The sequence below is a fragment of the Mycobacterium sp. NPDC004974 genome, from assembly GCF_053600815.1.
On the sequence record NZ_JBSGAQ010000017.1, the window covers coordinates 71,990 to 93,681 of the forward strand.

Below are 21,692 nucleotides of genomic sequence, written 5' to 3' on the forward strand. Positions count from 1 at the left end.
ACTTCCGTAAGCAATTCTCGCGGTCGTCTCAGCAATACCCCGGTTCCGCCCGCCCCATGCATGCCACATCACCGCAGGGGCAACTCGGCGAAGATCGGCGTGGTCGGTGCCGTCGAACCACGACCCGGCTCGACGGTGAAGGCCAATGCCGACGCGTCACCGAGGTTCGGCAACACCGCCGTGGTCGACGGCGCGACGGCCTCCGAGTCCATGGTGCCCGCCGATTCCGGCCCGCCCTCGCGTAGCAGCCACATCTGATAGACCGTGCCGGATTCCGGGGGCGTGACACCGTTCATCACCAGCACGCCGGCGTTGCGTTCGCGGGAGAACACCACCGTTGCGGTGCCGCCGGTGGGAATGGCGCCGGAGACGGTCCGCACATCGGGGGCGGCAAAGATCTGCTCGGCAGTCGATGGTGTCGGGGCCGGCCGCATCGCGATGCCTATCCCTATGCCCGCGATGGCGACCACGGCGGCGGCCGCCGCGGCCAGTGCAGCGGTGCGCCAGCGGTGCCGGGTGGTCCGCAGCTCACCTGCCGACACCGCCGCCAGCAGCCGGTCCCGCAGATCGGCGGGCGGCTCAAGCGCGGTGCTCGCCGCCACGGTTGCCATGGTCTCGCGCACGTCCCGTACTTCATTCGCGAACTGCACGGCGACCTCCGGCGGTGCCGCCACCAGGCGCTGCTCGATATCGGTGCGCTCGGCGTCGGATACCGCGTGCAGTGCGTACGGGGTGGCGAGCGTGGTCAGCTCGGGGTCCATCGGTTCGGTCATGCGGCCCCCAGGCAATTGCGAAGGCCGCGGATCGCGTCCCGCATCCGGGATTTGATGGTGGAGAGATTGGCTGCCAGCCGTTGCGACACTTGGCTGTAGGTCAGCCCGTCGTAGTAGGCGAGGTGGATGCACTCGCGCTGGTCCTCGGTCAGCGAGGACAGGCAGTCGGCCACCCTGCGTTGCTCGTCTCGGGTGATCACCGAGTCGGCGACGTGGTCGACGGGCGGCTCGACGTTGCTCGCGCCGTAGCGGGACTCACGCCGGCTGGCGGCTTGTTCGGCGCGCACCCGGTCCACCGCGCGCCGGTGTGCCAGCGTCATCAGCCAGGCCATCGGGGAACCGGCAGCCGGGTTGTAGGTGTCCGCGGCGTGCCAGACCTGAAGGTAGATGTCCTGGGTGGTTTCCTCGCTGTATCCCGGATCCCGAAGAACCCGGGTGACCAGACCGAACACCCTTGACCTCGTCTGGTCGTACAGAGCCGCGAAGGCGTCGACGTCGTGTCGGGCCACCCGGTGTAGCAACGCGTCGAGTTCGGCGGTCACCCACAGCAGCCTAGCCACTGGGGCCGGCATCGTCCTGCTTATCCGGATCTCGGCGGGGCGGGAATGAAAAATGAAGTGCGCGAGCAGTATTCAGGGAATCCCGGTCGTCCGGCCATGTGTTTCTCGGCGAGTCGCGCACCGGTCGCATACACCAGGAAGTACGTCATCAACACCGGGGACAGCACTGTCACCAGCGATCCCCAGCCGCAGATGCTCGCCAACCACAGCCCCCACCACACGCAGCTGTCCCCGAAGTAGTTGGGGTGGCGCGTCCAGGCCCACAGGCCGCGGTCCATGATCGCGCCTTTGTTGGCCGGGTCGGATTTGAACCGGCGCAGCTGGTGGTCGCCGATCGCCTCGAACGCCAGCCCGACCGCCCAGACCGTCACGCCGGCAATCAGAACCGGCCGCAGGGCCGTGGGCGTCGGTCCGAGGGTGGCCGACAGCTGCACCGGTAGCGAGACGAACCACGTTGCGGCCGCCTGGATCACGAAGATCTTGCGCAGCACGTGACCGGCCGAGAAGTCGCCGCCGAGCAGCTGCCGGTAGCGCGGATCCTCACCCTTTCCCGCCGATTTGAGCACCATGTGCCAGGACAACCGTCCCGCCCAGAGCCCGACCAGGACGAGCAGCAGGATGCGGCGGAAGGGGTCGCCGGTGCCCAGGACAGCGCTGATCGAGGCGACCACGATGAAACCGATACCCCACGCCACGTCGACGACGTTGTACCGCCCGAGTTTTCGGCCGATCAGAAAGGTAGATCCGTGCACGACGGCCAGCGCGGCCAGCGAGACCGCGGCGATCACGAGCAGGTTCACCGGTGTCCTCCCGTCGGTGCGAAGGTCCACTGGTAGACGTCGAGATAGCCGGCGGCGAATCCCGCCTCGGAGTAGGCCAGGTACAGCTCCCACATCCGCTGGAACACATCATCGAATCCCAGTGATGCCAGCGCGTCGCGGCGCGCGAGGAAACTCTCACGCCACAACCGGAGGGTCTCGGCGTAGTGCGGACGCAGCGACATCATGTCGACCGTCCGCAGCCGGGTACCGCGTTCCGTCAGGCCGATGATCGCCTCGGTCGAGGGCAGCAGCCCGCCCGGGAAGATGTACTTCTGTATCCAGGTGTAGGTGTCGCGGGTGGCCAGCATGCGGGCGTGCGGCATCGTGATCGCCTGGATCGCGATGCGACCGCCCGGGAGGACAAGGCGGTCGAGGGCTTGAAAGTATGTGGGCCAGAATCGATATCCGACCGCCTCGATCATCTCGACGGAAAGCACGGCGTCGTAGCAGCCATCGACATCGCGGTAGTCGAGCAGGTCGATGTCGACCCGATCGGCCAGGCCGGCGGCCGCCACCCGGTGCCGGGCCAGCCGTTGCTGCTCGGACGACAGGGTGATCGAACGGACCTGCGCGCCGCGCGCGGCGGCACGGATACAGAGCTCGCCCCACCCGGTCCCGATTTCCAGGACCCGGCTGCCCGGCCCGACACCGGCCGCGTCGAGCAGCCGGTCGATCTTGCGGCGCTGGGCATCTGCCAGTACGTCCGGAGTGGCAGGCAGGTGCTCGAACAGTGCACTGGAGTATGTCATCGTCTCGTCGAGGAACTCCGAGAAGAGCTCATTGGACAGGTCGTAGTGGGCCGAGACGTTCCGCCGGGCCTGCGCGGGCTCGTTGTGCTGGGAACGTGGTGGCCGAGGCAGGGCCACGCTCCGGAACCGTTGCAGTGCAGCGGGAATCAGGTCACCCATCGATCTTCCGAACTCGGTGAGCAATCCGACGAGATCGGTGGAATGCCACTCACCGGCCATGTATGACTCACCGAAGCCGATCAGGCCGTACCGCCCGATTCTGCGGGTGAGAGCCTCCGGTCGGTCGATGACCATGGTGGGCAACGTCGGGTCGGCCGCCCCGATGACGGTTCCGCCGGGCAGCGTCAAACGTACCGGCAATGTGGCGGCGGCCCGCTCCAGCAGCCGTGCGGCCACCGCGCCGGCGATGGCGGCGGCCGGTCCGCCCGGCGGCCGCGCCACGTCGGGCCAGCGCGTCGCGTCGATGGTGGAGCGCGTCTCGATCTGGATGCTCACAGCGACCTTTCTCGGGGTATCACGGGAACCCGGCGCAGCCACAACTTGATCCCTTCGATCCGGATGGCGATGGCGCCTGCCAGCGGGGCCAGCGGCGCGGCCAGTTGAAGGCGGAGGACCTCCGCGGTGGTCGCCGCCCTGCGGTCACCCCGCAGTGTGGCGACAAAGGCCGGATGGCCCTGACGGTGAAGGGAAATCGTCACGTCTACGTGCTCAGCGGGTTCGGGAGCCAGGACCCGGTAGTGCCCGTCGACGGCATTGAACGGTGAGACGTACATGCGCTTGGCTACTCGGGCGCGACCGTGGGCGGGCAGCAGATAGGCGTGACGCTGGCCGTAGGTGTTGTGCACCTCGGCCACCACGAAACGCAACGTGCCGCCGGCATCGTGACACCAGTACAGGCTCAGTGGGTTGAACACATATCCCAGCACCCTCGCCTGCAGAAGTGCGGTCACGCTGCCGCCCTCGAGGTCCACATCGTGCGACTGCAGAAACGCGTCAACGCGTTGACGCAGTGAGTCTTTCGGGGTACCGGCGAAGTGGTCGCCGACCTCGAACCGGGCGAACGGACCCAGCCAGCGAGGTAGGCGCGGCATCCGGTCCAGATCGACGTACCAGCTGTACCCACGGTAGGTGAAACGATGACGCACCGGTGCCTGGCGGAGATGGGTGATCCGGGTGCGGTAGATGGCGGGAGTCAGCATGCCAGCGGCTCCGGTGCCGACTGGCCGGCCCACCGGGCTCCCAGTCGTTGGGCGGCCCGCCACCCCGACAGGGCGCCGTCCTCGTGAAATCCCCAGCCGTGATAGGCGCCGGCGAACACCAACCGGTCATCGTTGAGGGAAGGCAGGAGCTGTTGAGCGGCAACAGATTCAGCTGTGTAGGCCGGATGGCTGTAGATCATCTCGGACAGCACAGCCGAGGGGTCGACCCGATCGGCCCCGCCGAGCGTGACCAGGTAACGGCGGGGGCCGCCCAACCGCATCAGCCTGGTGATGTCGTAGGTGACGGTGACTGCGCGATTGAAGGGATCGATCAGGTAGTTCCATGACGCTCGCGCCCGCGGTAGGCGTGGCAGCAGGGACTCGTCGGTGTGCAGTTGCGCCTGGTTGAGGTGGTAGGGGATGGCGCCGAGGACGGATCGTTCGGCAACGGTGGGTTCGGCCAGCATCAGCAGAGCCTCGCTGGGGTGTGCGGCGATCACGACGGCGTCGAACTGCCGGGGCTCGTGGCCGTCCACAGTGACCGAGACGCCGTCGGTGCATCGCCGCACGGATCGCACGTGTGCGCCGGTGACGGCCTCATGCACTCTGGACACGATGGCGTCGACGTAGGTGCCCGACCCGCCCTGCACCGTGCGCCACGTCGGTGAGCCGAAGGTCGACAGCATGCCGTGGTGCTGCAGGAAGACGAACAGGTAGCGGGCCGGATAACCCAGCGCGTCACCCGGCGGGCACGACCAGACCGCGGCTACCAGTGGGGTCATGAACCGGTCGATGAAGTATTGGGAGAACTCGTGGCGCCGGACGAACTCGTCCAGGGTCTCCTCGTCCCGGCCGGCGGGCCGGCTCAGTAGCCGGGTTGCCAGGCGGTGGAATCGGGTGATCTCGCCCAGCATCAGCAGATAACGAGGCCGCGTCAGGTTGGACCAGGCCGGGAACAGGCCGCCAAGGCCACGTGCGCCCGCGTACTCCAAACCGCTGCCGTCGTCGCGCACCGACATCGACATGTCGGTGTTCTGCGTACGGACTCCGAGTTCGTCGAACAGCCGGCACAGAGTCGGATACGTGCGGTCGTTGTGCACCAGGAAAGCGGTGTCCAGGGCGACCGTGCGGCCGTCCTCGGCGAGATGCTGTGTATGCGCATGTCCGCCGAAGCGGTCGTCGCACTCCAGGAGGGTGACCCGGTCGCGGGCCGACAGGACATACGCGGCGGTCAGGCCGGCGACGCCGCTGCCGATCACCGCTACCGAACGCGCACCAGGATGAATGTGCTCCACACCCGGTATTCGGAGCCGGATGGGGTTCGGATGGAGAGAAGTTCTACCGGAGTTCGGCGATCACCTTCGCGAACGTCTCGGCGTGGGCGATCTGCACGATGACATAGGTGATGCCGTACTTCTCGCGCAGCCCACGAATGTGGTCGGCCATCGCGCTGACCGATCCCGACAGCACTCCGGGGTGCCGCAGCAGCTCTTCGTCGCTGAGCCCCGGCAGGAAATGACGAGGAACGTTGAGGATGGGCATTTCACTGCCGGGAGCTGGCATCGCGGTGACCGCGATATTGAGCTCCAGCTCGTCGAACCGATCGCCGGCGGTGTTGCGCAGGAACGAAATTCGGTCGGCCAGCGGGTCGCCGTCGACATGAGCGCCACCGGTGAGGCCGATGATGTCGGCGGTCTGGGCAGCCACCGTCAGCAGCCGGTCGCCGTTGCCCGCGATGAGGATCGGAATGTCGGGTGCATGCTCGCGTAGATACTCGGTGGTGTGGCGCAGATAGTCGATACGGTCGCGCGCGCTGGGGAACGGTAGCTCCGCGGCGTCGAACTCCTCGCGCACGTACCCCGCGCCGAGACCGAGGTCGAACCGGCCACCGGACAGATCCCGCAGGGCGGTGGCGTCACGCGCCAGCAGCGCCGGCTTGTAGAAGCCCGCGTTGAGCACGAACGTCCCGACGCGCAGTGTGCTGGTCGCCGCGGCGATCGCGGTCAGGGTCGGGAACGGGGCGGGCGCGCCGAGATGGTCGGGCACGTTGAGCACGTCGAAGCCGAGGTCTTCGGCACGCCGGGCCTCGTCGGCAATCTGTGATTGGGATTCGACGGTTCGCAGGCTGACACCAAAGCGGAAATCGTTGGGCATCACCCGATCTTAGGCACGGCGGTTGCAGGTTTGGGGGCGTCTGCTGTGGGCAATTCTGAGCCGTGACGAGTCATCCGACGGTGGGCGTGGAAGAGGAGTTCCTGCTCATCGACCCACAGAGCGGCGAACCGATCGCCCGCAACAAACAGGTCGCCGCATGCGCCGCCCAGCACGGGGTCGATCTGCAACTGGAGCTGACCAGCTGCCAGGTCGAAACCACTACGGATGTGATGGACACCAGCGGCGCGCTGCGCTGCGAACTGACCAGGTTGCGCCGGATTGCCACCGAGGCCGCCGCCGCCAATGGGGCGCAGCTGTTGGCCGTTGCGCTGCCGCCGACCGTGCCGCACAAATTCCCGGTGACACCGACCGCGCGCTACCGCAGGATCGCCCACCGGTTCGGCATGCTCGCCCACGAGCAGGGCATCTGCGGCTGTCATGTTCATGTCGCAGTGCCCGACCGCGAGGCCGCGATTCACGTCAGCAACTGGCTACGGCCATGGCTGCATGTGTTGTTGGCGCTGACCGCCAACTCGGCGATCTACCGCAACACCGACAGCGGGTATGCCAGCTTCCGCAACGTGCTGTGGACGCGGTGGCCGAACTCGGGACCTCCGCCGCATTTCGATTCGGCCGCACAGTACGACGCCGCCGTCAGCATGCTGGAACGAGCGGGCGTTGCGCTGGACGACGGCATGATCTATTGGGATGTCCGGCCGTCGGCGAATTTCCCGACCGTGGAAGTGCGGGTGTGCGATGTGCCGGCCACCGTCGCTGAGACCGTGTTGGTCGCCACGCTGATCCGCGCCGGGGTGATGACGGCGCTGCACGCGTACGACGCGGGCGAATCGGTTCCGCACCTGGCGGACTACCAAATCCGTGCGGCACATTGGGAAGCCGCTCACGACGGCCTGAACGGCGACTGTATCGATCTGCTCGGAGACCAGTCGCCCGTCCCGGCGCGGGAGTTGCTCGGCCGGTTCGTCGAAACGGTGCGGCCGGCCCTGTTGCAGTTGGGCGACTACGACATGGTCCGTGGCGAGCTAGGCCGCGTCGTCGCCGAGGGCAACGGTGCGATGCGGCAGCGTCGGGCCTGGCGGCGTCGTGGTGAAATCGCTGATGTGATAGGCGAATTGGCGGCTGCTGTGATCAGCGATTAGCGCTGCCCAGCGCCGCAGGAACTCGATCCAGGCGTGCGGAAGCAAGCATTCAGCCCCTCACGGTCAGATAGATCAACACCACGTTGAGCACACTTATCAATCCGGCCACACCCCAGCCGAGGGCCGTGGTGACGCGGTGGTTGACGTCGTCGCCCATCAGGGTCGTGTTACTGGTCAACCGCACCAGCGGGATCAGCGCCAGCGGTATGCCGAACGAGAGCACGACCTGGGACAGCACCAGGGCGCGACTGGGGTCGACGCCGATGGCCAGGACGGCGAGAGCCGGGATCAGGGTGACCACGCGACGCAACAGCAGCGGGTAGGAGCGACGTAGCAGCCCCTGCATGATCATCGCGCCCGCATACGCGCCGACCGAGGTCGACGCGAGGCCGGAGGCCAGCAGTCCGATCGCGAACAGCAGGGCGACCGTCGGGCCCAGGGTGTCGCGGACCGCGGCGTGGGCTCCCTCGATGGAGTCGGTGTTGTCGCGCCCCTGCAGGTTGATTGCCGCGACCAGCAGCATGGCCAGGTTCACCGCGCCTGCCAGCAGCATCGCGAGCCCGACGTCGTAGCGCGTCACCCGCAGCAGACGTCGTCGCCGGGGGCCCGGTTCGGGGTGGCCGTGCCGATCACGGGCCAGGCCGGAGTGCAGATAGACCGCGTGCGGCATCACCGTGGCGCCGAGCATCGCGGTGGCCAGCAGCAGGCTTTCGGTGCCCTGGAACCGGGGGATCAGCCCGGCCGCGACCTCGGCCGCCGGGGGAGTCTCGACGAACAGGCTGGTCAGAAAGCCGATCGCGATGATCATCAGCAGTCCGGTGATCACCCGCTCGAACACCTGCTGACCCCGGCGGTTCTGCACGCTCAGCAGCAGTAGCGACACCACCCCGGTGATGACTCCGCCGAGTAGCAGCGGCAGGTCGAACAGGAGGTGCAGGGCGATCGCCCCGCCCACGACTTCGGCGAGATCGGTTGCGACGGCTACCAATTCGGCCTGTATCCAGTAGGCGATACGGGACGGGGTGCGCGTGTGGTCGGCGATCACCTCGGGCAGCGAGCGGCCGGTGACCAGGCCCAGCTTGGCCGAGAGGTACTGCACCAGGCCGGCCATGGCGTTGGCCACCACGATGACCCAGACCAGCAGGTAGCCGAACTGCGCGCCCGCGCTGACATTCGCGGCGACGTTCCCGGGGTCGACGTAGGCGATCGCGGCGACGAAGGCCGGCCCGAGCAGCATCCAGCTCGGCGTCGTGCGCGCCTTGGTGTCCTCTAACAACGGCTCCGCTTTCTATCCGGGTATGCGAATAGAAAAGTTAGGGTAGCCGAAACTTTCCGGCGAAGCCACGTCGGGGGGTGGTCACCAGGGGTGTCACCAACCGACGACGATGCCGCCGAAGCCGAACATCCAGCCGTACCCGGGGCCGTAGTTCCTCATGGCGGGCGGGGAGGTCACGATCTGAGTGCTGCCATTGGTCTGGCACAGCGTGGTGTTGGGTGAGGTGTTGGTGCACTTCGGTGCGGCCGAGCCGGCCGGAGCAGTCAGAATCGCCAAACACGGCACCGCCAGCAGCGCAGCCAGGTACCGAACTATGTTCGTCATGACCTACTCCGATCCTGGAGCAAGTCTACGTCTGAACGGCGCTGTCAGCGCTGGTCAGAGCACGAAAAAATCGTCGTCCCAGGGGAACATCCCGTAGCCGGGCTGCGGCGGAGTCGAGTCGATCTGGACGTTGCCCTCGGTTGCGCATTCGGTGGTCTGTCCACCCTCGACCGAGCTGCCGCCGGTCACCTCGCACTGCGGCAGCAGGCGGGGCTCGCTGGGAGCGCTGGGTTCGGCCGAGGCCAGCGGGGCCAGGGCGATCGCCGCGGAAGCGCCGCCAACCATCAGACAACCGGTAACCGTGCTGAGGAGATTTTTCATCGCGGCGCTCCTTCCAGCGGGGATCTATCCGGCAGCGTACAGACCCCGGCCGGTGATCAACGGCAGATCGAGAGTGGTCCGGATGCCCGGCTTGGCGTCCACCACCGCCGGGATCGCGTTGACCACCCGCGCCGCCGTGGCGACCAGCCCCGCGTGGTTGTGGTCGCCGTTGGGGCTGCTCAGGCGCAGGTCCAGGTGGTAGGACGGTTCACCGGTCACCACGACCCGGTATGAGCCGCCCTCCTGCGCGGGCTGCGGCCACTCGGGGCACAGGTCGTCGCGAAGCCGTGTCACGTGCTCCAGCACCACGGCTGCCTTGCCGTCGCGCATACCGCGCACCTCGAAACGCAATGCGGCAGTGGTGCCCGCCGGGATATGGCCGGCCGCGATGTCGAAGTCCTCCGGCGCCGGTACCCGGGTGTGCTCCTCGGTCACCTCGTCGAGTTCGATACCCAGGCCGGCGGCCAGCTGACGGACCACCGAACCCCAGGCCAGGGTCAACACACCTGGCTGCAGCAGCATCGGAGTTTCGTCGATCGGCTTGCCGAAGCCCATCACGTCGAACATCACCGCCGCGCTGTCGTAGGTCGCGTAATCGACGATCTCCATGCAGCGGATCTGTTCGATCTGTTGGCAGGTGCCGGCAAGGGCAAGGGGCAGAAGGTCATTCGCGAAGCCGGGGTCGATGCCATTAACAAACAGGGTCGAAGATCCCTCTTGCGCCGCCGTCTCGATGGGCTCGATCAGCTCAGCCGGCAGCACCTGCCACGGGTACTGCAGGAACACCGCGGAGCTGGCCACCACGTTGACCCCGGCCGACAGGATGCGCCGGTAGTCCTCAAGGGCCTCGGGCAGCCGGTTGTCGGCAAGGGCGGTGTACACCACGCAGTCCGGTTTGTCGGCCAGGATCGCGTCCAGGTCGTCGGTGGCCAGGATGCCTGTCGAAACATCAAGGCCGGCAAGCTCTCCGGCATCCTTGCCGGCCTTGGCCGATGAGGACACCCACACGCCGGTGAGTTCGTAGTCCGGATTGGTGACGAGCTGCTTGAGTGCGTGCTTGCCGACGTTTCCGGTGCCGACTGCCGCTACGCGAATGGGCATTCTTCTCCTCAGAGGTCAGGGATGGGCAGGTCGAGGTTGGGCATGTTCAGGCCGCCGTCGACTTCGAGCACCTTGCCGGTCAGATAGCTACCCGCCGGGGAGGACAGGTACACCGCGGCGGCGGCGATGTCGGTCGGATCGCCGAGCCGGCGCAACGGGGTGGCCTTCTCCATCGGGTCGCGAAGGGCGTCGTTGGAGGCGACGATGTCGAGGGCCGAGGTGAGGATCGAACCGGGCGCGATCGCGTTGACGCGGATGCGGGGGCTCAAGTCCAGTGCGGACAACCGGGTGTAGTGCGCGAGGGCGGCTTTCGCGGTGCCATAGGCGGCGAATCCCCGCCCGGCCAGGCGCCCCACCGTGGAGGTGATGTTGATGATGCTGCCGCCGCCGGAGTGTTCGAGCATCAACGGCACGGCCGCACACGTCAGCGCGTGCGCGGTCGACACGTTGAACGTGAACGCGTCGCGCAGATCCTTCGTGGACGTGTTCAACAGCGGCGCCGGCATGGTGCCGCCGACGTTGTTGACGACGATGTCTAGTTTGCCGAACGCCTCCACCGCGGCGGCCGCGAGCTCGGCGGTGGCCTCAGGGTGCGCCAGGTCGGCGACGACCACATGCGCCCGCCGCCCGGTCTCGGCGATCTGACTTGCCACCTCGTCGAGTTGGGCTTGCGTGCGGGCCGCGATGAGCACGTCGGCGCCCGCTTCCGCGAATGCCAGCGCGGTTGCCGCGCCCAGTCCACGCCCTGCCCCGGTGACGATCGCAACCTTGTCGTCGAGTCGGAATCTATCCAGAATCACGTGCGCTCCGTTCCCTAGCTCGGCGCCACGCTAGCAGGGCACGACAGCGTCCGTGGGTGGTTTCTGAAACACGTTCTAGTTGTCCTGTGGCGCTCGCCCGCGCGAATCGGAATCTCCCTAGGGGCGGGGAACGCTAGTACAAGTTGTTCGGGCAGGTGACATCGACATAGACGGTGTCACCCGGCATCGGCTCGGGACTTGACGAGGGGTTGTTGACCCGGACCACGGTGCAATCCGACAGCTGCTGCGTGTTGAACCCGCTGAGCCAGTTGATGTTGACGGTGTATCCCTCCGCCTCCAGATCCCTGACGACGGCATCCGCTCCGTCGGCGCCCGCGGGCGGCGCAGCGGCGCCGGCATAGGCGGTGCCGGCTAGGGCGAATACGACCGCGACGGCCCTGGCCCTCGGCAACATTCCCCAAGTATGAGGTGGTGGCCTGGGAGGTCGGGGCCGAACGGGCGCACGACGATGCGCATCTGACCCAGCGCGTCAAAGGACCTCCGCCGCGGCGGTGACGGGCGCACACTGGAGGAGTCAGTTCAAGGTGGGAGCCGCGATGACCCAGCAGCGATATGACTTCTTCGGCGATCTTTTCGCGCGGTACTTCAGGCCCGCGATCGATCAGTACCCGTCGGCGGCGGGCACCCTTGTCCACCGCCTGCTGGCCTGTACCGACGACCTGCAGGACCGATTGGCTCAGGCCCGTCTGGCAGCGGAGGTGTGGGGTGAGGAGGAATTGGGTCACCCCGGCCATCGCGTGCACCCGGCATCGGAATTTTTCGTCATCACCCAGTGCGGCCTGATATACGGCGCGCGTTTCGCCGACGCCCGTCACGGTCTGTACTACCTGGCGACCCCGCACACGGTGTTCGACGCGTTCGTCGACCAGATCGAGCACACACCCCTGAGCCTGGGCTCGGTGGTCGTGGTGGATCGTCGCTGCAGCCATGACCTCGAATCCGCTCATCCCATGGATGCCGCACTGCGCCGGATCCTGGACGAACACGAGGCCCTGCGCGTCGACGTGCCTGCCTGACGGCGCTCCGAGAGCGCTCATGTTAACGCCGTATTTCGGCGGCGTTCTCTGCGTGTGAACCGGTGTGGATTCGGTATGAGATTGTCCGACAACGGATTTCGGCGTTTTAGGTTTAGCCCACTTACCGAAACCGAGAGGACGGGCTGCACCCAGTGAAACGGAACTTGAGAAGCGTGTGTGTCGCCGGCGCCGGGCTGTGTGGGCTGGGGGCGGCGTTGGCCCCGCCTGCTGTTGCCGCGCCCACTGAGTCGACCGCGAGTCAAACCATCAGTGACCTGGAAAGTCAGGGCTACCGGGTGATCTTGAGCAAGGTGGGCACCAGGGCCATCGACGACTGCACCGTGAGTGCCGTTCGTCAAGGTCGTTCGGTCACCGCACCGCAGGTGCCGCCGGGCGCGGCAAGCATCACGTCGTTCAACCCCGGACAGAATCTGCAGTACACGACGGTGTACGTGGACCTGGACTGCCGCCGCTGAGTTACTTCTTGGCCGCCGCTTTCTTGGCGGGGGCCTTTTTGGCCGGGGCTTTCTTCGCGGGTGCCTGCTTGGCGGGCTCTTGCGCCGCGCCGCCGCGCGCCTTCACGCTGGCCTCAAGTTTGGCCAGCAGGTCGGACACGTCCTCGGTCTCGTCGAGCTCGGTCGGCTGTTCTTCGACCGAGAAGGCCTCTCCGCCTTCGAGTTTGGCCTGGACCAGCTCGCGCAGCTGTTCCTGGTAGTCATCGCGGAACTGGTCCGGTTTGAAGTCGTCGGTCATCGACTCGACCACCTGACCGGCCATCTTCAACTCGGCCGGTTTGATCTCGACTTCCTTGTCCAGCACCGGGAAATCCGGATCGCGGATCTCGTCGGGCCACAGCAGGGTGTGGATCACCATGACGTTGCGCTTGCTGAAGTCTTTGACCCGCAAGGCGGCCAGGCGCGTCTTGTTGCGCAGCGAGAAGTGCACGATGGCCACGCGTTCGGTTTCCGCGAGCGTCTTGGCCAACAGCACATAGGACTTCGATGACTTCGAGTCGGGCTCCAGGAAGTAGCTCTTGTCGTACATCAACGGGTCGAGTTGGTCGGCCGGGATGAACTCGACGACTTCGATCTCGCGGCTGCGTTCTTCGGGCAGGGTGGCGATGTCCTCGTCGGTGATCACCACCATCTGTCCGTCGTCGGATTCGAACGCCTTGTTGATGTCGCGGAACTCGACCACTTCGCCGCACACCTCGCAGACGCGCTTGTAGCGGATGCGCCCGTTGTCCTTGGCATGGACCTGATGAAACTTGATGTCGTGGTCCTCGGTGGCGCTGTAGACCTTGACCGGCACGTTCACCAGGCCGAAGGCGATCGAACCCTTCCAGATGGATCGCATTTGCCCAGTATGGCTTGATATCGGCGAGTGCGCGAAGAACCACCGGATCGGTGCGTCGGGTCAGCTGCCCTTGACGAGGCGGTGCACCGACTCGGGTGTGTCGACGTCGGCGCCCACCCACGGCGCCGCGATCGGCTCGCCGGCCACGGTCCGAAGGGGCACCACGCCGGCCCATCCGCCGGAGTCGGCCGCGTCGTCCGGCGGCGCCGGCGGGGCATTGCGCACCTTGACCGTCCAGCCGTCGGGCGTGATCGGCAGCGCGACCGCGAGTGTCGCGGCGAGCTCTCTTTTCGTGCTGGACCGCACCTCGGAACTGCGGCCAGGGATCAGTGAGTCACTCAACAGATCCAGTGCGTATGCCGCGTCGGCCGGGTCGATGACGGTCAGGTGTCCACGTACGACGGCGGATCGGTAGTTGGCCGTGGAGTCGAAAAGCGTGTCCGCCACCACGATTCCGTCCAGCAGCGTGACGCAGAACGCGGCAGGGGCCCCGGCCGCGACATGCCGCAGTGCACCCGCGCCCGTCGACCCGTGCAGGAGGATCCGGTCGCCGTCGCGGGCATAGAGCATGGGCACGACCCACGGCTGTCCGTCCACCACCGTCGCGAGCGTGCCCACCGCCGCGGCGTCGAGTACCGAGTCGAGGTCGGGACGGTCGGTGCGGGCGAGCTCGCGTTCTCTCCTGATCTGCTTCACGGAACGAATTCTGGGGGAATTCCGGCATGTCCAGAAGGTCCAGAACTGGCAGGGAAGTCCAGACCACTATTGTGGCGGCATGGCGCGCCATGCACCCGAGCTGCACTTGGCATTGCAGCTCCCCGCCGACGAGGCGCCGCTGCGGCAGCGCATCGCAACGGCCATCATCGAGCAGATCCGCCTCGGCCGGCTCGGTCCCGGCGACGCGCTGCCGTCGACCCGCAGCCTGGCTGCCGAACTCGCGGTGGCCCGCTCATCCGTGGTCGACGCGTACGACGAGCTTGCCGCGGCCGGCTACATCACCTCTCGGCCCGGATCGGGCACACGGATCGCCGCCGGTGCAGACACCGCGGCCCACGCGGGCGCAGCGTCCCACGTCACCTTGGGCGGCGTCACCACAGTGGCCCCGATCGCTCCCCGTCAACAGCCGCCCGCGTGGGATCTCACCCCCGGGCACCCTGATCCTGGACTGATCCCGACCACCGACTGGCGGCGTGCCTGGCGAGCCGCCGCGGCCGCACCCGTGCCCGCCACCGCGGCAGGGCCCGATGGGCATGCTGAGCTCCGCCTGGCCCTGGCCGGTCATCTGCGTCGCACCCGTGGCATCGTCGCCGACCCGGGCGAACTGATCATCGTGCCCGGCGTGGCCTCGGCGTTGCGCACCGTCACCGCCGCGGCCGGACTGGTCGGCCGCGATATCGCGTTGGAGGAACCCGGCTACGACGAGGCGCGGCGGGCCTTCGAAATGTCCGGCGCCCGAACGCGTGCGGTAGCGGTCGACGGCGACGGCCTCGATCCGGGATCGCTGCGCGCTTCTGATGCAGCCGTGTATTGCACTCCGGCACATCAGTATCCGCTCGGGGCGCGGCTACCGGTGGCGCGTCGTGCGCGTCTCGTGCAGTGGGCAGCTCGGACCGGCAGCCTGCTGATCGAGGACGACTACGACGGCGAGTTCCGGTACGACGTGTCTGCGCTGCCCGCGTTGCGTGGCATCGAGGGCGGCCGCGATTGCGTGGCCTACATCGGGACGGCGTCGAAGATCCTCACGCCCGCGCTGCGGGTGGCCTGGCTGCTGCCACCGCCGGGGCTGCGGGACGCGGTTGCCGACGCATTGGAGAACAGCGGTGAATCAGTCTGTGGGGTGACCACTCTCGCGCTGGCGCGGTTCATCGAGTCGGGTGCGTTGACTCGCCACCTCGCCAGGGCGGCACGCACGTACTCGGCTCGGCGGTCGGCGCTCGTCGGTGCGCTTGGACGACGGTGCGCGGGCCTCCAACTGGAGGGGGTCGAGGCGGGTCTGCACATGGTGGTGCGGCTGGCTGACGGGAGAGACGACATCGCGATCGCTGCGACGCTGCGTGATCGGGGTGTCACCGTGTCGCCTCTGTCCACGTTCTTCGCGGGCGTCGCCGGCGCCCGGGGACTGGTGTGCGGATATGCGCGCCTGCCCGAGACCCAGGCTGACACGGTGGCCGAGCTCGTCGCGGATGCGATCAGTCAACCCTGAGTGGTGCTCAGGCCTGTGCGGCGGCATCTCGTGCGGCGAGATCCGGCAGGTCGGCGCCGGGGCGGGCCACTGTCAACGCCGCCGACAGCGCCGCGGATTTCAGGGCACGTTCGAGGGCCTCGATGCTGATCCGCCCGAGATCGCGGCGGCGGTCCGCGCCGAGCAACCCCAACGTCCACACCGCATCGAGTAGGCCCGCCATGAATGCGTCGCCGGCACCGACGGTGTCCGCCACCTGCACCGGCCGCGCCGTAACCGACACCGTGCCGGCCCGGCATACCGCGAAGGCTCCCCGGTCACCGGACGTCACCGCGACGATCGACGGGCCGACCTCCAGCCAGGCCCGGGCGATCTGTTCGGGGGAGTGCCGGGGGTCCATCCAGCGCAGGTCGTCCTCGGAGGCTTTGACGATGTCGGCGCGCTCGACGAGTCGGTCGATGCGCCCGCGGGCGATGTCGTCGTCCTGGATCACGTCCGGCCGGACATTCGGATCGAACGTGATGGTCGCCGACATCCGGTAGGCATCCAGCAGCGCGGCGGTCGCACGACACCCCGGCTCCAGCACGGTGGCGATCGAGCCGGTGTGGACCAGCAGCGGCGTGGCCACCTCGGGCGTGCCGGTCAACTGCCAGTCGATGTCGAATCGATAGTGGGCCGATCCTGCGGCGTCCAGGGTGGCCATTGCGGTCGGTGTTCGGGTGGCAGTCGTGCTGCCTGAAACCAGTTGCACCCCAGAGTGTTCCACGTACTTGGCAATGCGCTTGCCGCGGTCGTCCTCGGCGATGTGGGTGAGGAAGTCGACGCCGCGGCCCAGCCGGCCGAGGCCGACGGCCACGTTGAGTGGGCTGCCGCCGACGTACTCGCCACTGATCCTGCCGTCGCTTTCGACGACGTCGATCAGCGCCTCGCCGATGACCAGGGCCCGGCTCATGGCTCCATGGTAGGTGGCATCGGCTAGACCCGTCCGGCGATGAAGCCGGCCGCCTGGTCGGGATACGGCGGGAGTTCGTATGCGCTGTGCGCCGCGCGGACGCGGCCGCCCTCGACACAGATCGGATCGCCGGGGCTGCACAGGTCGATGGCGCGTCCGGCGAATTGCCCGGTGCTCGACAGCGGGGTGCCGAATCGGTTGCCGGGATTGCCGAATACCGCGACAGCCGCCACCCGGTCGGCGCTGGGTGGCGGCAGCGCGGGAGCCGAGCCGATGGTGCCGATCCGGTCACCGATCGGCGGCACGCCCGCCAGCATCGACACTGCCGCGGCTCCTTGCGAGAATCCGCCGAGCACCACCCGGGTGTCGGGACACTGGTCGGCCAGCCAGGCGATATGCCCGGCCGCGTCGTTCGCGGCGTCTGCGGTGGTCAGGAAGTTGAGCCCAGCCGGATAGTTGACCGCGTACACGCCGAGGCTGCGTGGTGCGATCAGAGCTCCGAGCCGGTCGACCATCGCCTGCCCCACCCGGCCGATCCCGGGCGGCTCACCGGTGCCGCGGGCGAACACCACCTCGACGTCCGCGCAGGGGTCGGCCGTCGCCGCAGGCGTCGGGCCGGTGAAAACGACCGCCACGGGCATCAATACGACCACGGCCAATCGGGGGAGCAAACTGCGCACGCGATTCAGTGCCATCCGCCCATGCTCACACGTTGACACGGTCTGTGTCTCAGATGTGGGTATACGTTTGCCTCATGGCAGGCGTCATGGAGCGCTATGAGCGGGTTCGGCTGACGAATCCAGACAAGGTGCTCTATCCCGCCACCGGTACCACGAAGGCTGAGGTCTTCGACTATTACCTGAGCATCGCCGAGGTGATGCTTCCGCACATTGCCGGGCGGCCGGTGACCCGAAAGCGTTGGCCGAACGGCGTCTCGGAGGCATCGTTCTTCGAAAAGCAGCTCGCGTCGTCGGCTCCGGGCTGGCTCGAGCGCAGCACCATCGCGCACAAGTCGGGCACCACCACGTACCCGATCATCAACAGCCGCGAGGGTCTGGCCTGGATCGCGCAACAGGCCGCACTCGAAGTGCATGTGCCGCAATGGCGGTTCGGCGCCGACGGGAATCCGGGCCCGGCCACCCGCATCGTGTTCGATCTCGATCCGGGCGAGGGCGTCACCATGTCGCAGTTGTGTGAGGTGGCCCAGGCGGTGCGCGACCTGATGGGCGACATCGGGCTGACGACGTATCCGCTGACCAGCGGTAGCAAGGGCCTGCACCTGTATGTGCCTCTGGCCGAGCCGATCAGCTCCCGTGGTGCCTCGGTGCTGGCCAAGCGGGTGGCCCAGCAACTCGAACAGTCGATGCCCACATTGGTCACCGCCACCATGACCCGCAGTGTCCGTGCTCAGAAGATCTTTCTGGACTGGAGCCAGAACAGCGGGTCCAAGACCACGATTGCGCCGTACTCGCTGCGCGGGCGGGAGTTTCCGACCGTCGCGGCACCCCGGACATGGGACGAGATCGACGACCCGGATCTGCGGCATCTGCGATTCGATGAAGTGCTGCAACGGGTTTCCGAGGAAGGCGACCTGCTGGCGGGGCTGGACGAGGATGCCCCGCGCCCCGACAAGCTCACCGCCTACCGCAGCATGCGCGATGCAGCCAAGACTCCCGAGCCGGTGCCGCAGGACATTCCGGCGACCGGCAACAATGACCGGTTCGTGATCCAGGAGCATCACGCCCGACGGTTGCACTACGACCTGCGACTGGAACGCGATGGCGTGCTGGTCAGCTGGGCCGTTCCGAAGAACCTACCTGAGACCACCGCGGTGAATCACCTTGCGGTGCACACCGAAGACCACCCGATCGAATACCTCACCTTCCACGGCTCGATTCCCAAGGGGGAGTACGGCGCCGGGCATATGGAGATCTGGGACTCGGGCACCTATGAGGCCGAGAAGTTCCGGGTGACCGACGATCCGGAGGCACGCAACGGCGAGGTGATCTTCACCCTGAGCGGCAACCGCATCGATGGCCGTTATGCCCTGATCCAGACCGAGGGCAAGAACTGGCTGGCACACCGGATGAAGGACCAGAAGTCTGCCACACCAGAACCCCGGGATTTCGCGCCGATGCTCGCCACCGAGGGGTCCGTCGCGAAACTCAAGGCCACGCAATGGGCGTTCGAGGGCAAATGGGACGGCTACCGGCTGCTGGTCGAGGCCGAACATGGCCGCCTGCAACTGCGTTCACGCCGCGGACGTGATGTCACCGCCGAGTACCCGCAATTACAGGCGCTGGCCGCCGATCTCGCCGACCACCACCTGGTGCTCGACGGCGAGGTGGTGGCGCTCGACGAATCCGGGGTGCCCAGTTTTGGTGAAATGCAGAACCGGGCCCGCTCCACCCGGGTCGAGTTCTGGGCCTTCGACATCCTGTGGCTCGACGGCCGCTCCTTGCTACGCGCCAAATACTCTGATCGCCGAAAGGTGTTGGACGCGTTGGCCGCCGGCGGCGGTCTGATCGTTCCCGAGCCGCTGCCCGGCGACGGACCGGAGGCCATGGACCATGCCCGCGAGCACCGGTTCGAGGGCGTGGTGGCCAAGAAACGGGACTCGACATATCAGCCGGGCCGGCGGTCGGCCTCCTGGATCAAGGACAAGATCTGGAACACGCAGGAAGCGGTGATCGGCGGCTGGCGCCAGGGGGAGGGCGGGCGCAGCAGCGGCATCGGCGCGCTGCTGCTCGGCGTGCCCGGCCCCGACGGCCTGCAGTTCGCCGGGCGCGTCGGCACCGGGTTCACCGAGAAGGAACTGACCAAGCTCAAAGGCATGCTGACCCCGCTGCACGCCGACGAGTCACCCTTCGACAAGCCGTTGCCGAAGCTCGACGCCAAAGGGGTCACGTACGTGCGGCCCGAGTTGGTGGGGGAGGTCCGCTATAGCGAGCGCACCTCGGATCACCGGCTGCGCCAGCCGAGTTGGCGCGGTCTGCGGCCGGACAAGTCGCCGGATGACGTGGTCTGGGAATCATAGGAACAGACGCAACGCAGACTCTCTTTGCGTTATCGAGCTAGCGATTCAAACGCATCGGCAGTCGCGCGATCGGCGGGAAAGAGCAACTCGATGGCCAATTCGGAGATCGTGACTTCGAACGGCATGTCGAAGGTGCCGAACATGCCGAAGAACGACCACTCGCCACCGTCGGGTGCCCGGACCCTGACCGGACCGAGATTCTGCGTGAAGTCGGATTCGCTTGCCGCACCCTGGTCTTCGTCGGGCAGGTAGTTCTCGAACTCCTCCAGGAGCTGCGCGAGCTGGTGGTCGGCGGTGGCGGCGAGCTGGCGCTGAATCCGATCACGAAAGTAGGACATGACCTCGTGGGCGTTGATGATCTGCGACATCAATTCCAGGCCGACGCGGTGGACGTTGACAGGTGGGTTCAGCAGGGCAGGGTCGATGGTCGCGATCAGCGGCTGTATGGCGGCGTTTGCGGCGACCAGGTTCCAATTGCGGTCGAAGACGACCGCCGGATACGGCTCGTGACTTTTCAGAATCCGCTCCAGCGCTTCGCGGATCGGAGCGAGTTCGGGTGCGCCGAAAGGATGCTCGGGGAATGCGGGAGCATGCCCAGAGGCGAGCAGTAGCCGGTTGCGTTCGCGGAACGGGATTTCGAGTCGTTCTCCAAGGCGCAGCAGCATGTCTCGCCCGGGCTTGGAACGGCCGGTCTCGACGAAGCTCAGATGGCGCGCCGACACGCCTGCGTCGAGTGCAAGCTCGAGCTGGGTCAGTCGACGCCGTTGCCGCCACTCCCGCAGCAGCGGCCCGACCTGAGGAGCGGAGCTGGTGGTCGCCATTCGCACCGACTGTAGCTGCATCGGGTTCGCTGCTCCATTACCTCTAGGTAATCGACAGCACGACCTCTGACCTCAACCATCACTGGTATGACGGTCAGGAGGACGAAATGACTAACTTGCTTCGACGGCTGGTCTGCGGCGCAGCCGGCGCCTTGATGGTGGTCGCATTGTTTCTGCCGTGGGATCAGGTTCAGGACGCCGATCGCGCCGCGTGGGGGTTATGGAAGCTCACTTTTCCGCTCTGCGTGGTCTTGGCCGCGTGTGCGTTGACCACGGCGATCACGGGCGGGCGGATCGGCCTGAACCGGCCGGATGTTTCGATTGTCGGCGCGACTGATGGTCTGGGGGTGATCACCACACTGACGCTGGCCTGGCTGCTGTTTGGCGATTTCCCCGCTCAGGCCGGCCACCAGCCGGCCCTCATCTTGGCGTTGATGTCGGCAGCCGCAGCAGCTTTTGCAGCCGCTGACTACCGCCCACTGCGGGGAGCGCCTCTATTTCCGCGGATGGACGAGGAGCGCGGCAGTGATCACCGTTCCAGGAGTCTTTCTGAATCTCGTGGATGACGGCGTACGTGCATCTCCGCCAGTTGTGGGGGAGTCAGGGAACTAGACGCGGGAACCGTCGACCGCTTCCTGCAGCCCCCGGGTCGCCAGCTCGTCGGCCAGCTCGTTATCGGGCACTCCTGCGTGTCCCTTCACCCAGAACCACTCGACCTGGTGCCGCGCGCAGGCCGCCTGCAGCCGCTGCCAGAGGTCGACGTTCTTCACCGGCTGCTTGGCGGCGGTCAGCCAGCCGTTGCGTTCCCAGCCGAGCACCCACTTGGTGATGCCGTTGCGGACATAGGTGCTGTCGGTGTGGAGGTGCACCACCATGGACCTCGTCAGCGCCTCGAGCGCCATGATGGGCGCCGTCAGCTCCATCCGGTTGTTGCTCGTGGTTCCGGGATCCCCGCCGTGCATCTCGCGTACGCGCTCACGGTGGCGCAGCACCGCGCCCCAGCCGCCGGGGCCGGGGTTCGGTCGGCACCCGCCGTCGGTATGGATGACGACAACGTCGTTGCTCAGGT

The 21,692-nt window shown here is 67.1% G+C and carries 25 protein-coding genes; 6 read left to right on the forward strand and 19 right to left on the reverse strand.

Annotated features, from left to right (window positions below; translation table 11 throughout):
* Positions 1–68: 68 nt before the first annotated feature.
* Genes ACWEFV_RS28560 through ACWEFV_RS28590 form a run of 7 tightly spaced genes read right to left on the reverse strand, consistent with a single transcriptional unit; the run spans position 69 to position 6,256 of the window.
* Positions 69–773 (reverse strand): anti-sigma factor, encoded by a 705-nt coding sequence (locus tag ACWEFV_RS28560; protein WP_450072652.1) that lies wholly within the window; start codon positions 771–773, stop codon positions 69–71.
* Positions 770–1,345 (reverse strand): sigma-70 family RNA polymerase sigma factor, encoded by a 576-nt coding sequence (locus tag ACWEFV_RS28565; protein WP_450072653.1) that lies wholly within the window; start codon positions 1,343–1,345, stop codon positions 770–772. Before ACWEFV_RS28565 ends, ACWEFV_RS28560 begins: the two co-directional genes overlap by 4 nt.
* An 8-nt stretch (positions 1,346–1,353) precedes the next feature.
* Positions 1,354–2,121 (reverse strand): DUF1295 domain-containing protein, encoded by a 768-nt coding sequence (locus ACWEFV_RS28570; RefSeq protein WP_450072706.1) that lies wholly within the window; start codon positions 2,119–2,121, stop codon positions 1,354–1,356.
* Positions 2,122–2,129: 8 nt separating this feature from the next.
* The gene (locus ACWEFV_RS28575; RefSeq protein WP_450072654.1) at positions 2,130–3,398 is read right to left on the reverse strand and encodes a class I SAM-dependent methyltransferase; all 1,269 of its coding nucleotides are present in this window, start codon (positions 3,396–3,398) and stop codon (positions 2,130–2,132) included.
* Positions 3,395–4,102: a DUF1365 domain-containing protein gene (locus ACWEFV_RS28580; RefSeq protein ID WP_450072655.1), complete on the reverse strand. Its 708-nt coding sequence runs from the start codon at positions 4,100–4,102 to the stop codon at positions 3,395–3,397. The genes ACWEFV_RS28575 and ACWEFV_RS28580 overlap by 4 nt, the downstream gene beginning before the upstream one ends.
* Positions 4,096–5,397 (reverse strand): NAD(P)/FAD-dependent oxidoreductase, encoded by a 1,302-nt coding sequence (locus ACWEFV_RS28585; RefSeq protein WP_450072656.1) that lies wholly within the window; start codon positions 5,395–5,397, stop codon positions 4,096–4,098. The genes ACWEFV_RS28580 and ACWEFV_RS28585 overlap by 7 nt, the downstream gene beginning before the upstream one ends.
* A gap of 43 nt (positions 5,398–5,440) precedes the next feature.
* Positions 5,441–6,256: an LLM class F420-dependent oxidoreductase gene (locus ACWEFV_RS28590; protein ID WP_450072657.1), complete on the reverse strand. Its 816-nt coding sequence runs from the start codon at positions 6,254–6,256 to the stop codon at positions 5,441–5,443.
* Positions 6,257–6,318: 62 nt separating this feature from the next.
* Here ACWEFV_RS28590 and ACWEFV_RS28595 point away from each other — a divergent pair, with 62 nt between their 5' ends.
* Positions 6,319–7,416: a glutamate--cysteine ligase 2 gene (locus tag ACWEFV_RS28595; protein WP_450072658.1), complete on the forward strand. Its 1,098-nt coding sequence runs from the start codon at positions 6,319–6,321 to the stop codon at positions 7,414–7,416.
* A 49-nt stretch (positions 7,417–7,465) separates the two neighbouring features.
* Here the strand turns inward: ACWEFV_RS28595 and ACWEFV_RS28600 are convergent, their stop codons facing one another.
* From ACWEFV_RS28600 to ACWEFV_RS28625, 6 genes are all read right to left on the reverse strand, one after another.
* The gene (locus tag ACWEFV_RS28600; protein WP_450072659.1) at positions 7,466–8,692 is read right to left on the reverse strand and encodes an Nramp family divalent metal transporter; all 1,227 of its coding nucleotides are present in this window, start codon (positions 8,690–8,692) and stop codon (positions 7,466–7,468) included.
* Positions 8,693–8,785: 93 nt separating this feature from the next.
* Entirely contained in the window at positions 8,786–9,016 is a 231-nt protein-coding gene (locus ACWEFV_RS28605) for a hypothetical protein (protein ID WP_167857974.1), read from the reverse strand.
* A gap of 54 nt (positions 9,017–9,070) precedes the next feature.
* Positions 9,071–9,337, reverse strand: coding sequence for a hypothetical protein (locus ACWEFV_RS28610; RefSeq protein WP_450072660.1), 267 nt, complete (start codon positions 9,335–9,337; stop codon positions 9,071–9,073).
* 24 nt (positions 9,338–9,361) lie between these two features.
* Positions 9,362–10,438, reverse strand: coding sequence for an NAD(P)H-dependent amine dehydrogenase family protein (locus tag ACWEFV_RS28615; protein WP_450072661.1), 1,077 nt, complete (start codon positions 10,436–10,438; stop codon positions 9,362–9,364).
* Positions 10,439–10,446: 8 nt separating this feature from the next.
* Positions 10,447–11,238 carry an SDR family oxidoreductase gene (locus tag ACWEFV_RS28620; protein WP_450072662.1) on the reverse strand — a complete coding sequence of 264 codons (792 nt, stop codon included), beginning with the start codon at positions 11,236–11,238 and terminating at the stop codon, positions 10,447–10,449.
* 133 nt (positions 11,239–11,371) lie between these two features.
* Entirely contained in the window at positions 11,372–11,653 is a 282-nt protein-coding gene (locus ACWEFV_RS28625) for a hypothetical protein (RefSeq protein WP_135458077.1), read from the reverse strand.
* A 142-nt stretch (positions 11,654–11,795) separates the two neighbouring features.
* On the opposite strand from ACWEFV_RS28625, the gene ACWEFV_RS28630 reads away from it, so the two are divergent.
* Both ACWEFV_RS28630 and ACWEFV_RS28635 read left to right on the forward strand, forming a co-directional pair.
* Positions 11,796–12,275, forward strand: a complete 480-nt coding sequence (locus ACWEFV_RS28630) for a glucose-6-phosphate dehydrogenase (protein ID WP_135458074.1) — start codon at positions 11,796–11,798, stop codon at positions 12,273–12,275.
* Between the two features lie 152 nt (positions 12,276–12,427).
* Positions 12,428–12,751: a hypothetical protein gene (locus ACWEFV_RS28635; protein ID WP_450072663.1), complete on the forward strand. Its 324-nt coding sequence runs from the start codon at positions 12,428–12,430 to the stop codon at positions 12,749–12,751.
* 1 nt (position 12,752) lies between these two features.
* Here the strand turns inward: ACWEFV_RS28635 and ku are convergent, their stop codons facing one another.
* Together ku and ACWEFV_RS28645 are read right to left on the reverse strand one after the other, a co-directional pair.
* Positions 12,753–13,631: a non-homologous end joining protein Ku gene (ku, locus tag ACWEFV_RS28640; protein WP_450072664.1), complete on the reverse strand. Its 879-nt coding sequence runs from the start codon at positions 13,629–13,631 to the stop codon at positions 12,753–12,755.
* Between the two features lie 60 nt (positions 13,632–13,691).
* Positions 13,692–14,327: a pyridoxamine 5'-phosphate oxidase family protein gene (locus ACWEFV_RS28645; RefSeq protein ID WP_450072665.1), complete on the reverse strand. Its 636-nt coding sequence runs from the start codon at positions 14,325–14,327 to the stop codon at positions 13,692–13,694.
* Between the two features lie 79 nt (positions 14,328–14,406).
* Here ACWEFV_RS28645 and pdxR point away from each other — a divergent pair, with 79 nt between their 5' ends.
* A complete protein-coding gene (gene pdxR, locus ACWEFV_RS28650) occupies positions 14,407–15,834 on the forward strand; it encodes a MocR-like pyridoxine biosynthesis transcription factor PdxR (protein ID WP_450072666.1) in 1,428 nt (475 codons plus the stop codon).
* Between the two features lie 7 nt (positions 15,835–15,841).
* Here the strand turns inward: pdxR and ACWEFV_RS28655 are convergent, their stop codons facing one another.
* Both ACWEFV_RS28655 and ACWEFV_RS28660 read right to left on the reverse strand, forming a co-directional pair.
* Entirely contained in the window at positions 15,842–16,765 is a 924-nt protein-coding gene (locus ACWEFV_RS28655; RefSeq protein WP_450072667.1) for a carbohydrate kinase family protein, read from the reverse strand.
* 23 nt (positions 16,766–16,788) lie between these two features.
* Complete coding sequence (locus ACWEFV_RS28660) at positions 16,789–17,406, reverse strand: cutinase family protein (protein ID WP_135460259.1); 618 nt, start codon at positions 17,404–17,406, stop codon at positions 16,789–16,791.
* Positions 17,407–17,531: 125 nt separating this feature from the next.
* Between ACWEFV_RS28660 and ACWEFV_RS28665 the strand changes: the two genes are divergently transcribed.
* Positions 17,532–19,802 carry an ATP-dependent DNA ligase gene (locus ACWEFV_RS28665; protein ID WP_450072707.1) on the forward strand — a complete coding sequence of 757 codons (2,271 nt, stop codon included), beginning with the start codon at positions 17,532–17,534 and terminating at the stop codon, positions 19,800–19,802.
* A gap of 29 nt (positions 19,803–19,831) precedes the next feature.
* Here the strand turns inward: ACWEFV_RS28665 and ACWEFV_RS28670 are convergent, their stop codons facing one another.
* Complete coding sequence (locus ACWEFV_RS28670; RefSeq protein ID WP_450072668.1) at positions 19,832–20,623, reverse strand: helix-turn-helix domain-containing protein; 792 nt, start codon at positions 20,621–20,623, stop codon at positions 19,832–19,834.
* Positions 20,624–20,778: 155 nt separating this feature from the next.
* On the opposite strand from ACWEFV_RS28670, the gene ACWEFV_RS28675 reads away from it, so the two are divergent.
* Positions 20,779–21,189 carry a hypothetical protein gene (locus tag ACWEFV_RS28675; RefSeq protein ID WP_450072669.1) on the forward strand — a complete coding sequence of 137 codons (411 nt, stop codon included), beginning with the start codon at positions 20,779–20,781 and terminating at the stop codon, positions 21,187–21,189.
* 42 nt (positions 21,190–21,231) lie between these two features.
* Here the strand turns inward: ACWEFV_RS28675 and rnhA are convergent, their stop codons facing one another.
* The gene (rnhA, locus tag ACWEFV_RS28680; protein ID WP_450072708.1) at positions 21,232–21,690 is read right to left on the reverse strand and encodes a ribonuclease HI; all 459 of its coding nucleotides are present in this window, start codon (positions 21,688–21,690) and stop codon (positions 21,232–21,234) included.
* Positions 21,691–21,692: the final 2 nt, after the last annotated feature.